10 protein-coding genes and 1 riboswitch are annotated in these 16,649 nt (G+C 38.2%); of the genes, 9 read left to right on the plus strand and 1 reads right to left on the minus strand.

Annotated features, from left to right (window positions below; all coding sequences use genetic code 11):
* Nucleotides 1-102: 102 nt before the first annotated feature.
* Both ACQ76T_RS22250 and ACQ76T_RS22255 read left to right on the plus strand, forming a co-directional pair.
* Nucleotides 103-1,710 (plus strand): fumarate hydratase, encoded by a 1,608-nt coding sequence (locus ACQ76T_RS22250; protein WP_431345392.1) that lies wholly within the window; start codon nt 103-105, stop codon nt 1,708-1,710.
* A gap of 93 nt (nt 1,711-1,803) precedes the next feature.
* Nucleotides 1,804-2,088 carry a hypothetical protein gene (locus ACQ76T_RS22255; protein WP_185126878.1) on the plus strand — a complete coding sequence of 95 codons (285 nt, stop codon included), beginning with the start codon at nt 1,804-1,806 and terminating at the stop codon, nt 2,086-2,088.
* Nucleotides 2,089-2,181: 93 nt separating this feature from the next.
* Here the strand turns inward: ACQ76T_RS22255 and ACQ76T_RS22260 are convergent, their stop codons facing one another.
* Nucleotides 2,182-3,054 carry a helix-turn-helix transcriptional regulator gene (locus ACQ76T_RS22260; protein ID WP_431345393.1) on the minus strand — a complete coding sequence of 291 codons (873 nt, stop codon included), beginning with the start codon at nt 3,052-3,054 and terminating at the stop codon, nt 2,182-2,184.
* A gap of 155 nt (nt 3,055-3,209) precedes the next feature.
* Between ACQ76T_RS22260 and ACQ76T_RS22265 the strand changes: the two genes are divergently transcribed.
* From ACQ76T_RS22265 to ACQ76T_RS22295, 7 genes are all read left to right on the plus strand, one after another.
* The gene (locus ACQ76T_RS22265) at nt 3,210-5,294 is read left to right on the plus strand and encodes a T9SS type A sorting domain-containing protein (RefSeq protein WP_431345394.1); all 2,085 of its coding nucleotides are present in this window, start codon (nt 3,210-3,212) and stop codon (nt 5,292-5,294) included.
* Between the two features lie 76 nt (nt 5,295-5,370).
* Nucleotides 5,371-7,617 (plus strand): T9SS type B sorting domain-containing protein, encoded by a 2,247-nt coding sequence (locus ACQ76T_RS22270; RefSeq protein ID WP_431345395.1) that lies wholly within the window; start codon nt 5,371-5,373, stop codon nt 7,615-7,617.
* Nucleotides 7,618-7,760: 143 nt separating this feature from the next.
* Nucleotides 7,761-10,595 (plus strand): alpha-amylase family glycosyl hydrolase, encoded by a 2,835-nt coding sequence (locus ACQ76T_RS22275; RefSeq protein WP_431345396.1) that lies wholly within the window; start codon nt 7,761-7,763, stop codon nt 10,593-10,595.
* A 96-nt stretch (nt 10,596-10,691) separates the two neighbouring features.
* Nucleotides 10,692-10,797: riboswitch (SAM riboswitch) on the plus strand.
* Nucleotides 10,798-10,889: 92 nt separating this feature from the next.
* Nucleotides 10,890-13,337, plus strand: coding sequence for a TonB-dependent receptor plug domain-containing protein (locus ACQ76T_RS22280; RefSeq protein ID WP_431345397.1), 2,448 nt, complete (start codon nt 10,890-10,892; stop codon nt 13,335-13,337).
* Nucleotides 13,338-13,344: 7 nt separating this feature from the next.
* Nucleotides 13,345-14,643, plus strand: a complete 1,299-nt coding sequence (locus ACQ76T_RS22285; protein WP_431345398.1) for an APC family permease — start codon at nt 13,345-13,347, stop codon at nt 14,641-14,643.
* Between the two features lie 127 nt (nt 14,644-14,770).
* Nucleotides 14,771-15,856 carry a peptide chain release factor 1 gene (gene prfA / locus ACQ76T_RS22290; RefSeq protein ID WP_422695101.1) on the plus strand — a complete coding sequence of 362 codons (1,086 nt, stop codon included), beginning with the start codon at nt 14,771-14,773 and terminating at the stop codon, nt 15,854-15,856.
* 80 nt (nt 15,857-15,936) lie between these two features.
* Nucleotides 15,937-16,608, plus strand: a complete 672-nt coding sequence (locus tag ACQ76T_RS22295) for a hypothetical protein (RefSeq protein WP_431345399.1) — start codon at nt 15,937-15,939, stop codon at nt 16,606-16,608.
* Nucleotides 16,609-16,649 lie beyond the last annotated feature (41 nt).

Raw genomic sequence — 16,649 nt, forward strand, 5'->3', positions numbered from 1 at the left:
TCCCGGAAAGGCTTCTGTACCGTAGGAATGACAATGAAAGAAGTCTTAATCTAAAATCATTCTAAGTACTATAATCCTTAATTTTGTAGAAACAAAAATTGAATGGATTTTAGATATCAGGATCCGTATCCTATTCAGAAAGATGATACGGTGTACAAAAAACTTACATCAGATTATGTAAAAGTGGAAAAACTGGGTGACCGGGAAATTTTAACCGTAGACCCGAAAGGATTGGAACTATTGGCTGAAGAAGCAATGGCAGACGTTTCTTTCATGCTTCGTTCTTCACACCTGGAAAGCCTTAGAAGAATCATTGATGATCCTGAAGCTACAGATAATGACAGATTTGTTGCTTATAACCTTTTGCAGAATGCAGCGGTGGCAGTAGAAGGAGCTCTTCCTTCATGTCAGGATACCGGAACTGCTATTGTAATGGGAAAAAAAGGTGAAAACGTATATACAGGAGTAGATGACGGAGAGTATTTGAGCAAAGGAATCTACAACACCTATCAAAAAAGAAACTTAAGATATTCTCAGGTAGTTCCTTTAACGATGTTTGAGGAAAAGAACTCAGGTTCAAACCTTCCTGCACAAATTGATCTTTATGCTAAAAAAGGAGATTATTATGAGTTCCTGTTTTTAACAAAAGGAGGGGGGTCTGCCAACAAAACATTCTTATATCAGAAAACAAAATCTTTACTGAACGAAAAATCTCTTGAAGAATTCGTTAAAGAAAGAATCTCAGACCTTGGAACAGCGGCTTGTCCACCATATCACCTGGCTTTGGTAATCGGAGGGACGTCTGCAGAAGCAAACCTTGCAGCCGTAAAGAAAGCATCCGCAAAATATTATGATAACCTTCCAACAGAAGGAAATGAAGCAGGTCAGGCTTTCAGAGATCTTGAGTGGGAAGCTAAAGTTCAGAAAATCTGCCAGGAAAGTGCAATTGGAGCTCAGTTTGGAGGAAAATACCTTACGCATGATGTAAGAGTGATCAGACTTCCAAGACATGCTGCTTCTTGCCCTGTAGGAATGGGAGTTTCCTGTTCTGCAGACAGAAACATCAAAGGAAAGATTACCAAAGAAGGTATTTTCCTTGAGCAGTTGGAACAGGATCCGAAAAGATTCTTACCAGATACTCCGCCACACCTTGAAGAAGCCATTGAAGTAAATTTGAATAAGCCAATGCCGGAAATTCTGGCTGAGCTTTCAAAATATCCAATCAAAACAAGATTGAAGCTTAACGGAACATTGATCGTAGCAAGAGACATCGCTCACGCAAAAATCAAAGAGATTATCGACAGCGGAAAACCAATGCCGGAATATTTCAAAAATCACCCAATTTACTATGCTGGACCAGCTAAAACTCCGGAAGGAATGGCTTCAGGAAGTTTCGGACCTACAACAGCAGGAAGAATGGATGTATATGTTGATGAGTTCCAGAGCCATGGAGGAAGTATGATTATGCTTGCAAAAGGAAACAGAAGTAAAGATGTAACCAATGCTTGTGGTAAATATGGAGGTTTCTATCTTGGTTCTATCGGGGGTCCTGCTGCGATTCTTGCAAAAGACAATATTGTCTCTGTAGATATAGTAGATTTCCCGGAATTAGGAATGGAAGCGGTAAGAAAAATCGAAGTAAAAGACTTCCCTGCATTCATCATTACTGATGATAAAGGAAATGATTTCTTCGCAGATCTTGCCCATTAAATAGTTTAAAATAAAAATAAATAATAAAATAGAACGCTGATCTTTTGTGTAAAAAAGAAAAAAGTTCTATTTTTGCCTAAAATCTTTAAGAGAATGATAACGATATTATCAGCATTTTGGCCGTTTTACCAGTTCCTATGGACTATTTTCTTCATTACTATGTTCTTAGTAGGATTCTGGTGTATTTTCATGTTCTTCGGATTGGTAATCCCAATGTGGTTAACTGAAGGTTTGAAAGAGTATTTCGGAAAAGTAAAACCTTTCGATCCTGAAGATATCAGAAGAAAGCTTGTTAGCGAGCAGGAAGGAGTAGAAGTGATTTACAGCCAGCCTAAAGGAAACGGACCTTTCATTCACGATCACGGACATCATCATTAATTGATTGTCATTGCTTTTTCACCTGAATTCTGAAAAAGTAATATCAAAGCAAAACAACATATATAAACCGCTTAATTTTTTTAGGCGGTTTTTCTATTTATTATTCCTTAAATTTTCAGGAGAAATCCCGAATTTTTTCTTGAATGCCCGGGTAAAGTTCTGAAGATATTCGTATCCGCATTCTATAGCAATTTCCTTGATCATGATCTCCTTGTCAGCAATCATTTTTTTTGCTTTCAGCATTCTGAGTTCTGAAATGTAATTTGAAATCGTAATCTGGTATTGTGCTTTGAACTCCTTTCTTATCGTGTTCTGATTCATTCCCATCAATTTTCCAATTTCTTCAATCTTTATATTTCTGTGATAATTTTCATCGATGAATTTTTTTATCATCTCCGGAGTTTTGGGCATTGATTCCTGAGTGTCTTTCTCATTGAACTGTTCAAAAATCAGAATGAGCAGTTTGATAATTTTTGCTTCTACAAATAATTTCTGCATAATTCCTTTCTTGGTATAGCCAATGATCTCTTTGACGATCATATGCATCTCAACCGTCATGTCCGGAGGTGTTTCTTTATGAAGGAATATGAAATTGTTGGAGATCATACTTTCCAGAATATCAGCATTCTCCCGGTTAAGTTCAGGATTGATGAGGTTGAAAATATACTGGTAGTTAATTTGAATCTGCAGGTATTTGAGAATTTCCTGATTCTCTGTCCATAGTTCAGCGATACTTTCCTGAGGAGAATAATGAAGGATATATTGGTTTTTTTTGAATAAAAACTTGGTTCCACAATCGTGCGCTTCCAGATTAACATTACTGCTTAGAAGGAAAAGAAGATTAAAACTTGATTTTCCCTCCAACATATGAGATTTGAAGGACTGATCAGGGCACAGGTCTTCCTGCATAGTGATTTTGATGTCTTCGGATCTGAACAAAAGTCCACTTTTAGATTGATTCCTCATACAACACATATTTACGGCCATGGTACAAATATCTTAAGGTAAAAGTACTGCGCAGGATAACCAAAAGTTTGAAAATGATAACTCGGGGTTAATTATGTGAGGTACTTTTGCGCAAAATTAAATTAAATTTAGAATAATTAAAAATAATATTTGATATGTTTAGAGATTTACATTTTGCAATAAAGAAAATCAGAACGGGAATCGCGTTGCTGACGATTGCAGGAAGTTATTTATACGCCCAGCAATGGGAGAATGTAGGAGGGGTTCAGAATGTATCAGCAGGAGGAAGCAGCTTCAATAATCTGGTTGTTGATAATGCGGGAAACTATTATCTGTCATATTATGATGTTTCCGTAGCCAAAGGATCAGTCCAGAAATTTGATGGGGCAACTTGGTCTTACCTTGGTGGAAGTGCAGGTGTTACAACAGGAACGGCGACATACAATTCACTATCTATAAGCCCTTCAGGAAGTAGTCTTTACTATACCAACCAACTTGGTTATCCAGGTACCGGTATGGAAGTTCGTTTGTACAGTGGTTCTTTATGGTCCCAACTTCCTAAAGCTACAGAAAGTTCTGTGAATTATCAGGCTTCTGCGGTGTCTCAGGATAATATTTTATTTACGTACGGATCTTATGGTTCCGGAACGGTTAAAAGATATATGAATGGTGGCTGGGAACAGGTTGGAAATGCAGGCTTCTCATCTGGAGCTGAGTTTGCAGAAATGGTGATTGGAACCAATAATATGGTATATACCTCCAATGTATCTGGTGGGATAAAAGTATACCAAAATTCTACGGGAGCAGATTCTTCTCAGAACTGGACCCTTGTAGGAGGAGCAGCTGTAGATGCAGCTTCATCAGGAGAACAGTATAATTCTGATATTGCACTGGATGGGTCAAATACAATTTACGTAGCCTATGTTTCAAACTCTGCAGGAGGAAGGCAGATAAATGTTAAAAAATTCGATGGAAACTCGTGGGTACAGGTTGGAAATGCCAATTTTTCAGGAGGAAGAGTTCAGCATGTTGCTTTAGCGGTAACGTCTTCAGGCACTCCTTATGTTGTAGCAAGCCGTTTCGAAGATGATAATTTCCTGAGAAATACAGTGTATAAATTGGATGCTTCTCAGAACTGGACTGCCTTCGGGGGAGATTTTGTTTCTGATGGTGAAGCTAAATATAATGATCTGGCGATTGATAAAGCTAATAATTACCTTGTGTTAGCCTACTCAGACGGGGCAACAAAAGTGAAAAGAATTTCTATTACCAATACTACCAATCCACAAACATGTAGCAATACAGATCCTGGAAACAATCCCGGAGATGTTGGTTGCGTTAGCTTTACATACCAAGGACAGCAGGTTGCTTATACAACGGTAAGAGGAGGTGATGGAAAAGTATGGCTTCAGCAGAACTTAGGAAGCTCTCAGGTAGCTACCTCTGTGGACGATGCTACTTCATATGGAGATCTTTTCCAATGGGGAAGATGGGATGACGGGCACCAGCTTAGAAACTCTTCTGTTACATTTGCGCCTACACCTAATAATCCTGAAGGTGTGGCTGCGGCTGCAGGTGCTTTTATTGCAGGATCACCAGCTTGGTGGGCAAGCCCTGCTGCTACAGATCAATGGAGTGCAGGATCGGCTTCTCAGGCAAGTCAAACCGTAGGAGTAGATCCATGTAAAGCAATTGGTGCAGACTGGAAGATGCCCTCTGTGGCAGATTGGACGGCTATCGTTGGAGCAGAAGGAATCAACAATCCTCCCAATGGTTTTGCAAGTCATTTGAAATTGCCTGCAGGAGGAAGCAGAAGCTCCAGTACAGGTGATTTTAGTTTCGTAGGTCAAAGAGGATATTACTGGAGTTCTGATACTTCAACTTCCGGAGGAAAGTATCTGTATGTGGGAACAACTATTGGTAATCCTTCCGCAGGAGCAATGAGAGGACAGGGATCAGCTGTGAGATGTGTTAAACCTTCTTCAGCGCTAAGCACATCAGAAGTAACGCTGAATAAAGTTTCAATAGGGATTTATCCAAACCCTACCAAAGGCCTTCTTTACATCAAAGCAGACGCCAACGTAGAAAATGTAAACGTTACAAACGCTGTCGGTCAAAGAATGAATGTGTCGTTCTCCAATAATCAGGTGGATATGACCGGCCTTTCTAACGGAGTCTATATTGTAGAACTCAAATTAAAAAATGGACAAATAATTTCTAAAAAGATAATTAAAAACTAGAACATAGATATTTGATTAAAGAACAAAGGCTTTTTAAGTCTTTGTTTTTTTTCGGTATACAACTCAAATTTTTTTTATGAAACAGATTTATATAATAAGTTTAATTGTTATACTGTCTGCCACTCAGTTTTTCCACGCTCAGACGTACCAGCTTTCCGGAAATCCGGTTAATACTACAGGTTGGAGTCTTGTGCCTTCTGCTTCTATTAACAATGATTTTATACAGCTTACAGCTGATCAGATCAGCCAGGTTGGAGGTATCAGGCTAAATGATCCTATCAACTTAAAATATTGTGATAAATGGAAGGTAGAGTTTGATTTTAGAATTGATGGAAACGGGACAACAAGTTATGGAAAGGGAGATGGTCTCGCCTTTTGGTATCTGGCCAATCCACCGGCATCTTATGTACAGGGAGGAGGTTTAGGAATTCCCGACAATGCGAGCGGGCTGATGGTCGCTTTTGATATTTTCAACAACAGTTCAGAAGCACAGATGAGCAAGGTTCATGTTCTGTACGGAACCAACCCAGCAGGATCCAATATTGAATTTAATAATACTGCCGGAAGTACTTTCCACACACCGGATCTTTTGTCAACCATTCCCTTTACCGGAAACAACTTCAGACATGTTGAGGTGAATGGGCAGATTAATCCTGCTAATCCCGCAGCGTGGTTTATTACAGTGAAAATAGATAATACTATCGTTGTAGATCAGTCTTTTACTCCCACAGGCGGAGCGGTTACCATGTCTCAGGGATATTTTGGATTTTCAGCTTCTACAGGAGCAGCGAGCGCGAGACACTCTATTAAAAATGTAAAAGTATACGTAGATAAAGTTGCGCTCCTTCAGAATACGATTTCTCCTTCAGACACGTGTCCTAATCCTATATCTGGAATGGTAACGGTTGACCTTACTTCGTATAATTCTCAGTTTGTGAACAATCAGGGAAATTATACTTTTACCTATTATGTTTTGGGAAGTTCTACACCTATTGCCAATCCTTCCAGCTTTCAGTTTTCTGCCAATACAACGATCAGTGTTGTGGTAAAAGACAACAATGGTGTTTTGTGTGATAACCCGGACGCAAGAATTGTTTTAACACCTCAGCAGATTGAGAAAAAGGACGCTGCTTTATTTGGATGTCCTGTAAACGGGCTTGCTATTTACGATCTTTTCCAGGCGAATGTTACAAGTTTAACAAACGTTACTAAAAAGTTTTACCCAAGTTTAGCAGATCTTAACGCAGGAATCAACGAAATACCAAATCCTTCAACATATGCTTCAGCTCAGGCGGCAATATACGTTCAGATTACGTCTTCATCAGGATGTACTGCTGTAGCGAAGATTACACTCTTGCATTATGCAACTCCGGTAGTTAAAGATACGAGCATGAGAGAATGTTTTAACCAGAACGATCTTTCAAAAGGAACATTCAACCTGACATTGGCAGATGTTACTTCAGAAGCAGGAACTGTAAAGAAATATTTCTCCAATTATAATGATGCTGTATCAGGGAATAACGAGATACAGACTCCTACAGCATATGTTTCAGCTTCAGGATATGCTTATATCAAGGTGATCAATTCCAATGGATGCGTAAGTATCGCCAAAGTGACACTTACAGTAATTTCACCAGTATATTCTGCAGTATTAAAAGATAAAACCATCTGTATTGAAGATAAAACCACTTTGGATGCAGGATCTGGTTTTAGCAGTTATCTTTGGAGTACCGGAGCAACTACTCAGACGATTACTCAGGTTGGCATTGGAAATTATTGGGTAGAGCTTAAGACAGGAGGATGTACGGTAAGACAGGAGGTGAAGGTATTACCTGCTGAAGCTCCAGTGATTAAAGCCGTTCAAATTGATGTAAGAACAGCAACTATTGAAGTAAAAGGAGGAAAACCCTCTTATCAGTATTCTTTGGATGGTGTACAGTGGCAGAACTCGAATGTATTTACCCATCTTATCAGAGGAGAAAATACGTTCTATGTAAGAGATTTTTATCAATGTGAACCTGTTAAAGTGACCGCTACAGTTCCAGCATTGGTCAACGCGATCACTCCGAATGGTGATGGGGTTAATGATGCAATCGATTACTCAGCTCTGAAGTATAAAGAAAATTTTACCTTTAAGATATATGACCGTTATGGTAAAGAGATCTTTACAGGAGCAAAATTTAATAATTATAACTGGGATGGGATGATTCAGGGAAGAAAAGTACCTACACAAACGTACTGGTATCATGTTTCCTGGAAAGAATCCAACAAAGAAAAAACAGAAGTTATATTTACAGGCTGGGTGCTTGTGAAAAACAGATAATAGTTCATTACAATTACTTTTAGTTGGAGGCTCATGAATTTTCATGAGTCTCTTTTTATTTATGAGAAAGAATTTGCCGGTTGCCAAGTAAAAATTGCTGCAACAAAAGGAAAATTTATCCTATATTCGATAAAAATAAAGACATGAAAAAGTTTTATTCTGTTGTTTTTCTGCTTATTGCAATGCTTTCTTTCGGGCAGATCAATTATAGCATTTCACCCAGTCCATTCAATGAAACCGATTTCATTACGCTCACCGTTCCAGGAAGTCAGATTGATGAAACGGCCTGGGGAATTTCAGACCATTCTGTGTATATCTGGTCGTGGTCTTTTGACACCAATTATCAGAACAGCCAGGATTGCCCCACCAATGGAAGTTGGAATAATTCCAATGACCTTAATAAACTCACTTACAATGTAGGAACAGATACTTATTCTTTAACATTTACCCCGACTGCTTTTTTCGGGAGGACAGGAATTGGAAGATTTGGATTTCTCCTGAAAGATAAAACCGGAAATCATCAAACTTCACCGGATATTTTTGTGAATGTGGGAGTTTTGGATCTTACTCTTACCCATCCGTTAGCAAACAGTCTTACCTCAGTTCCGGTAGGAAATTCTATCAATATCACCGCCACTACGAATGTAAATGCAACGTTTCAGTTAAAAGCCAATGGATCTGTGGTAAACACTACATCCACTCCATCACAATCATTTACTTATAGCTATACTGTATCCCAAGATGCCAATATGGAACTTATTGCCACTCAGGGTTCCAGTTCCAAAACTGTGTCATTTGTCCTTCAAACTCCTAGAAATGTCACCGCTGAAGCGATACCAACCTGGATAAAACAAGGAGTTAACTACCATCCTACGGATCAAACCAAAGTAGGGTTAGCGCTATACGCACCCGGTAAAAATTTTGTTCATGTAATCGGAAGTTTCAATAACTGGGCCGTGAACGATGCTTATTTAATGAAAAGAGATACGGCTAATCCTGATCTTTATTGGATTGAGCTTAATGGCTTGACTCCACAGCAGCTGTATACATTCCAGTACAGAACAAACGATTTGATAAAAGTAGCAGATCCTTATTCTCCTCAAATTTTATCTTCCTATGATGACCAGTGGATTTCAGCAACCACCTATCCGAATTTACCAACATTTCCTGCAGGGCAGGATTTTGAAGTATCTACTTTCAAACCAGGCCAGGCTTCATACAATTGGCAGGTAACCAGTTTTCAGAGACCAGCGAAAGAAGATCTTATTGTATATGAATTGCTATTAAGGGATTTCACTCAGGAAAAAAACTGGCAGTCATTAATTAACAAGATCTCTTATTTAAAAAACTTAAAGATCAACGCCATTGAACTTCTTCCCATCATGGAATTTGACGGAAACCTTTCCTGGGGATACAATACTTCATTCCATTATGCGCTGGATAAAGCCTATGGAACTCCTGAAAAGTTTAAAGAATTTGTAGATCTCTGTCATCAGAACGGAATTGCCGTTATTCTGGATGTTGCTTTCAATCATGCAACAGGAAGATCGCCTTTAGTAAGACTTTGGAATATTGATCCGGATGGTGACGGCTATGGAGATGTAGCTGCAGACAATCCTTATTTCAATCAGGTTCCGAAACATTCTTATAATGTCTTCAATGATTTTAACCATACCAGCCTTTCCACTCAATATTATGTTGAAAGATGTCTTCAGCAGTGGCTTACAGAGTATCATATAGACGGTTTCCGATGGGATCTTACAAAAGGATTTACCCAAAGCTGTTCTGAAAATGATGAAGCCTGTACCAACGCTTATCAACAGGACAGAGTAGACATTCTGAAACACTATGCAGATAGACAATGGGCTATAGACCCGAATTCGTATATGATTTTTGAACATTTAGGAACAGATGCCGAAGAGCAGCAATGGGCGAATTACAGAGTTTCAGAAGGAAAAGGTGTACTGCTTTGGAATAAACAGACCGATCCTTACAACCAAAATACCATGGGTTATAAAGAGAACAGCAATTATGACAGAATGAACAACAGCCTTCATGGGTTTACCAATATGCGTGCGGTAGGATATGGAGAAAGCCATGATGAAGAAAGACTCATGTTTAAAAATCTTGCTTACGGAGCAGTTAATGGAAGTTATAATGTTAAAAATCTCAATACAGCACTTGACAGAATGAAGACGTTCGGAGCTACATTCTTCACCATTCCCGGCCCAAAAATGATCTGGCAGTTTGGTGAACTTGGCTATGAATTCAGTATTAACAGATGTGTAAACGGAACAATTGACAACGGATGCCGAACAGATGAAAAACCTATTGCATTTAGCTTAGGATATGATACGGATGCTGCCCGAAAATCAGTGTACGATACTTGGGCTAAAATAATTGATATAAGAAGCACTCATCAGGTATTTAAATCTAAAACCTATACCATAGAATCTAACAACCTTACCAATGATCCTGATGGGTTGATTACAAGAATCTACGTATATGATGATACGCTTACTGGAATGAAAAATGTAGTGGTTTTGGCTAATTACAGTACTGCTGTACAAAATGTTGTTCCTTACTTTCCTTATACAGGGCAATGGCAGAACCTAATGGATAATACTGTTTCTAATATCGTTTCAACAACCACTCCTATAAGTCTGCAACCCGGAGAATTCAGAATCTTTGGAAATTATGCAGGAGCTTTATCAACAACAGACGTAAATGCTTCTCACAGACTTTCGCTTCAGATTGCCGATAATCCTATAAAGAATGGGCAGGTGAAACTGGTTTTTAACAAAGCTAAGAACGGAGAAATTATCATTTCCGATATGAGTGGTAAAAAATTAGACTCGTTTAAACTGAACCAGGAAAACGGAACTTACGAACAGAAAGTAAATTATCCTTCCGGGACGTATCTTGTTCAATTAAAATCATATACAGGAATTGTGATTCAAAAGATGGTGGTGAGATAAATTAATATTCACGATATCAAACAGATAAAAAGGCAAATTTGTAAATTAACAGATTTGCCTTTTTGCATATTAAAAAAATACTCTACCTTTGCAGTAGATTTATCAAGAAAGGTGGAGGGATTTGGCCCAGTGAAACCTTAGCAACCGACACATTTCCAAAGGTGTAAAGGTGCTAATTCCAACCCGTTGGGGGAGATAAGTGAAGTCAACATTTCTATATGAATTCCATTTCTTGAAGTCTTATACATCTGCGGAGCAATTTCGCAGGATTTATTTTTAATGGGCAAAACAAAAATGAAAAAATTAAGCATAGCCGTATTACTGCTTGGAACTATTGGAATAGCAGCTCAGGAGCAAGAGGAAAAAGGAAAACAGATCGAAGATATCATTATCGTCGGAAACCGTAATGCTAAAAGAACAAAACTGGAAACACCGGTTCCTGTAGATGTTATCAATATTGAAAAAATACAAAAAGCATCTCCTCAGATCACCGTTCAGGATTTACTGAATTACGTGATCCCTTCATTTAACTCCGTGAGACAATCTGCTTCAGACGGTACAGAACATATAGATCCTGTTACTTTAAGAGGGATGGGTCCTGATCAGGTTCTGGTTTTGGTGAACGGAAAAAGAAGACATACCACGTCTCTGGTCAATTATCAAAATACTGTAGGAAATGGTTCTGTAGGAACAGATTTGAGCACTATTCCTGTTATTGCTATTGAAAAAATAGAAGTTCTGAGAGACGGTGCTGCAGCACAATATGGGTCTGATGCCATTGCCGGAGTCATTAATATTATCCTTAAAAAAAATCCGGGGGCTTCTGCGAGTATCACCTATGGATTGAGTGGGAGAAATGATGGAGATACTTATCAGGCAGGTGCGAACTACGGAACTTCCCTTGGAAAGGAAGGAGGTTATGTCAACCTTTCATTACAGTTGAGCCACAGAGGGAAAACAACGAGAACGCAGAACCATGATCTGGATATTTTCGGAGATAATTTTGCGTATGAATTTGCTCCTAACTTTAACGATGCTAAAAACGCAGATGATGCTGAAATAAAAGCAAGAGGGTTAACCCGGGATGATTTCAACTTCCAGATTGGAGATGCTCAGATTAAACAGGGACAATTGTTTTTTAATTCAGAATATCCTTTAAATGACAGGTTGAAACTTTATTCTTTTGGAGGTTTTAGTATCAAAGAAGGTAAAGGGTTTGGGTTCAGAAGACTTCCCAGTGAAAAAAATAATATTGTTTCATCCATTTATCCTAATGGATTTCAGGCCGTATTAAACTCTCAGATTTATGATGTTTCCTATGCTTTAGGAGCAAAATATAATGTTAACAACTGGTTGATCGATCTAAGCAATACTTTTGGAAGCAATACCTTCAATTATAACGTAAGCAATACCAATAATGCTTCATTGGGGGCCAAATCTCCAACAAGTTTTTACGCGGGAGCCCATAGCTTTCTTCAGAATACCATCAATCTTGATGTTTCTAAAAATATAAACAGGTTCAATTTTGCCTTTGGAGGAGAATTCAGGTTTGAACAATATCAGATCAAGGCAGGAGATGAGGCTTCTTATGCTAAATATGATGTTAATGGTAACGTTGCGGTAGAAGGATCGGTAGTAACGGAAGCAGCAGGGGGCTCACAATCTTTTATTGGTTTTTCTCCCAAAAATGCACTTAAAAAAGACAGACATTCCACTGCAGTGTATGCTGATGTTTCCTACGATTTGGATAAAAAACTGAATATTGACGCTGCGGCAAGATTCGAAAACTATTCCGATTTTGGAAGTACCCTTAACGGAAAACTTGCCATACGCTATGAATTTGTTAAAAATTATGCCATAAGAGCAGCTGTGGGAACTGGTTTTAGAGCGCCTTCACTTCAGCAGCAGTACTTTAATAACTCTTATGCAGATATTTCAACCACAGGATCTAAAATTGTTACTAAAGGTATTTTTAGTAATGACAGTAAAGCAGCTGAGGTTCTTGGGTTTAATCATTTAAAGCAGGAAACTTCAGTGAACGGAAGTGCCGGATTTACGCTAAAACCTGCAAAAGGACTTTTCATCACCCTGGATGCATACCTTATTAAAGTAAAAGACAGAATTGTTATTACTGGAAACATTACCGATGAAAGATTATCCGATCCTGCCATTGTTGGTGTTGGAAATGAGGTAGAGAGTGGAAGGTTCTTTGCCAATGCTATTGATACGGAAACCAAAGGTGTTGACCTTGTAGTATCCTACGACTGGAAACTGGGAAAAGGAAACCTAAATATAAACCTTGCAGGAAATTATACGGAAACCAAAATTACGGACTTTCATTTCCCTGAAGGTATAAAAACTCCTCAGGAACAGTATTTCGGTCCAGATCAGATCAATATCATTGAAACATTATCTCCAAAAACCAAAGCTTCATTGGGACTTAATTATGGCATCGGGAAATTTAATTTTCTCGTGAGAAATACCTATTTTGGTAAAGTCATAAGAGACGGTTTCCCTTTTGGAGGAGTTCAGGAATTTTCACCAAAAGTTGTAACAGACGTAAGTGTGGGATATGATATTACAAAAAATGTAAACTTTACCGTAGGAGCCAATAACGTTTTTGATGTCTTTCCGGATCTTCAGATTTATAAAAACTCTTACTATGGAGTATTCAAATATGCACCGGTTCAAATGGGAACGTTGGGTAGTTATTTCTTTGGACGTCTTAATTTTAATTTTTAATTATTAAATGAGTACTGCATCACATCAGATCGGCTGGAAAACCGCTGCCGCAATCGTAGTTTCCAACATGATCGGAACAGGGGTTTTTACCACGCTGGGATTTCAGCTGTCCGATATTACCAATACCTACAGTATTTTTCTACTATGGATGATTGGTGGCGTTCTGGCTTTGTTTGGAGCTTTCTGCTATGCCGAGCTCGGCTCTCATTTTAAAGGAAACGGAGGCGATTTTATCTATCTTAAAGAAACTTACCATCCGCTATTTGGCTATCTTATCAGTTGGATTTCCTTAATTATCGGATTTTCATCCCCTGTGGCGCTGGCAGCTTTGGCAATGTCGAAATACCTCTCTGTATTTGATTACAGCTTTGGAAACGGTTTTGCCATTATCGCTATTCTTCTCGTCACGCTTTCTTTATCATTTAGTTTAAAAACATCAAGTAGGTTTCACAACTTCTTCACATTTATTAAGGTAGCTTTTATCATTATATTGGTTATTGTAGGAGTAACCTTATCAGGAAATTCTGAAATTGGAAATAGCCTCAATTTCAGTGACAGTTGGAAAGGGGAAATCATGCTTCCTGCCTTTGCAACGTCTTTAGTATTTGTTACCTATTCTTACGCCGGCTGGAACTCAGCGTCTTATATTGCCGGAGAAATTAAAGATGTTCAAAAGAATCTTCCAAAATCATTGATTATAGGGACTGTTTTCGTGACGGTCAGTTATATTTTAGTCAATTATATCATGCTGAAACATGCCCCTGTAAGCCAGTTAGAAGGAAAAGAAGATGTAATGGGAGAAGCAGCTGTTAATATGCTGGGAACCTCTTTTGGAAAAATAGTCAATATTTTTATTGCTTTGCAGCTTATAGCGACTATCAGCGGATATCTGTGGGTAGGATCAAGGCTTACACAGGCTTTTGCCCAAGACAGCACTCTCTGGAAACCTCTCTCAACAGGGAATAAAAAAGGAATTCCAGTGAAAGCCATCTTTGCTCATGCCGTTATAGCAGTCATTATAATTTTAACAGGAAGTTTTAAGGAAATATTTGTCTATACAGCATTTATTCTACAGCTTTTTGCAAGTCTGGCGATCTCCACCGTCTATTTTCTTAAAAAAGAAGACCGGAAAATCTTTAAATCTAATGCTTTTTACATTTTTCCGACAGTTTTTTTATTATTCAGTATATACATTCTCTATTTCACACTTATCCATAATCCCAGAGAAAGTATTATCGGATTAGGAATTGTGGCAGTAGGAATTATATTATTTTTAATAGATCGAAGGCTCTCAAAGAAAGCTTAAAATAACTTTTAAGGGCATAAAAAGGATATCTTGCTCTCTTTATTCCTCATGCTCAAAAATTTATGCTGAATAGTAATTTTAATTTTGAATTAATAATTCTTATCTTTGCACCCACAAAAATTCCACAATGTCTAAATCATTAATTCCAAAATTAGAAGCTATAAAACAAAGATATAATGAGGTTGCTGACCTTATTATACAGCCTGATGTTATTTCAGACCAAAAAAGATATTCTTCTTTGAACAAAGAATATAGTGATTTGGGAAAAATTGTAAGAGTTTACGATCAGTACAAAGGCGCTTTAGACAGTATCGAAGAATCTGACGAAATCATTGCAGATGGATCAGACAGAGATTTGGTAGATCTTGCTAAAGAAGAAAAGCTTGAAGCACAATCCAGAATTCCTGGGTTGGAAGAAGAGCTTAAAGTACTTCTGATCCCTAAAGATCCTGCAGATGACAAAAACGTTATCGTAGAATTACGTGCCGGAACCGGAGGAGACGAAGCGGCTATTTTCGTAGAAGATATCTACAGAATGTACACCATGTATTTCAAATCTAAAGGCTGGAGACATGAAGTAACCGATTCTAACGAAGCTGCAAAAGGCTACAAAGAATTGATTATGAAAGTAGAAGGTGAAGGAGTATACGGAATCATGAAATTTGAATCAGGAGTTCACCGTGTACAGCGTGTGCCAGAAACAGAATCTCAGGGAAGAGTTCACACATCTGCCATTACTATTGCCGTTTTACCTGAAGCAGAAGAAGTAGACTTCGAACTGAATCCTGCAGATATCGAAATGCAGACTTCGCGTTCAGGAGGAGCCGGAGGTCAGAACGTAAACAAGGTTGAAACCAAAGTACAGCTTACCCATAAACCTTCAGGACTTGTAGTGGTGTGTCAGCAGGCACGTTCACAGTTAGCAAACCGTGAGTTGGCGATGGAAATGCTTAGAACGAAGCTTTACGATATCGAACTTCAAAAAGTACAGGGTGATATTGCAGCGCAAAGAAAATCTATGGTATCTACCGGAGACCGTTCTGCAAAGATCAAAACGTACAACTATCCGCAAGGTAGAGTAACAGATCATAGAATCAACAAATCTATGTATAATCTGGATGCTTACATGAATGGAGATATTTCTGAAATGATTGATGCCGTTATCATGGCAGAAAATGCAGAAAAAATGAAAGGAGAAGAAGAAAACTACTAAAGTTTTTAAAAATATTAAGAGACCTCTGATTCTTTCAGGGGTCTTTCTTTTTTTAAGACAATGAAAATCAAATATAAACAATGAAAAACTACAAAATAATTTTACTCTTTTTACTCACGATGATGGGCCAGTATCTTACCGCTCAGACAGAAGTAAAGAAGCCGGCAGAAGCATTTGAAATGTTCTTTGGAACCTTTGTGAATAACGAAGACACGGCACTCAATAAACTTAATGAGTACCTGAAACCCACTGTAGATGGTCAGAATGCCTATCAGGTAAACTTTAAAGAAACCTCGGAAGAAATGATCAATAGCAGTGTAGAAAATTTTCTGGCAGCTTTTCCTAAAACCACGGCTGCAGCATGCAAAAAAGAGGCAGAAGAATATTTCATCGCGATGTTTGCCAACTTTAAAAAAGGAAAACTTACCGTTAAAAATGTAAAAGTAGTTCCTAACGAATATGTTGAAGGGCAGAAAATTGCAGAAATAAGCTATACCGTTAATTTCAAAGTACCATCAAAGCTTACATCGGGGCCGGAAGGAGATATTCAGAAAGTAAAACCTGAAGATCTTAAAAAATATCTGACTCAGGCCGCCCAGGATTTTAAAAATGCAGATAAAACAGTCACCACAGACCAGGAATTTAAACTCTACGAACTGAAAGAAGGAGGCAAAATCTACTATTGGAACGGAAGTCCTGATGAAATTGTCAGTAACCTGACCGATTTTTATTTTGAAAGTTTCGGATCATAAACAACGATCATTAAACATACAAAATCCTGATTTTTCAGGAT

The sequence above is a fragment of the Chryseobacterium sp. JK1 genome, assembly GCF_050632815.1.
Lineage (GTDB): Bacteria > Bacteroidota > Bacteroidia > Flavobacteriales > Weeksellaceae > Chryseobacterium.

Coding starts and splice junctions, on each gene's coding strand:
- ACQ76T_RS22250 (WP_431345392.1), top strand. CDS start 103: ATGGATTTTAGATATCAGGATCCGTATCCTATTCAGAAAGATGATACG.
- ACQ76T_RS22280 (WP_431345397.1), top strand. CDS start 10,890: ATGAAAAAATTAAGCATAGCCGTATTACTGCTTGGAACTATTGGAATA.
- ACQ76T_RS22275 (WP_431345396.1), top strand. CDS start 7,761: ATGAAAAAGTTTTATTCTGTTGTTTTTCTGCTTATTGCAATGCTTTCT.
- ACQ76T_RS22260 (WP_431345393.1), bottom strand. CDS start 3,054: ATGAGGAATCAATCTAAAAGTGGACTTTTGTTCAGATCCGAAGACATC.
- ACQ76T_RS22265 (WP_431345394.1), top strand. CDS start 3,210: ATGTTTAGAGATTTACATTTTGCAATAAAGAAAATCAGAACGGGAATC.
- ACQ76T_RS22255 (WP_185126878.1), top strand. CDS start 1,804: ATGATAACGATATTATCAGCATTTTGGCCGTTTTACCAGTTCCTATGG.
- ACQ76T_RS22295 (WP_431345399.1), top strand. CDS start 15,937: ATGAAAAACTACAAAATAATTTTACTCTTTTTACTCACGATGATGGGC.
- ACQ76T_RS22285 (WP_431345398.1), top strand. CDS start 13,345: ATGAGTACTGCATCACATCAGATCGGCTGGAAAACCGCTGCCGCAATC.
- prfA (WP_422695101.1), top strand. CDS start 14,771: ATGTCTAAATCATTAATTCCAAAATTAGAAGCTATAAAACAAAGATAT.
- ACQ76T_RS22270 (WP_431345395.1), top strand. CDS start 5,371: ATGAAACAGATTTATATAATAAGTTTAATTGTTATACTGTCTGCCACT.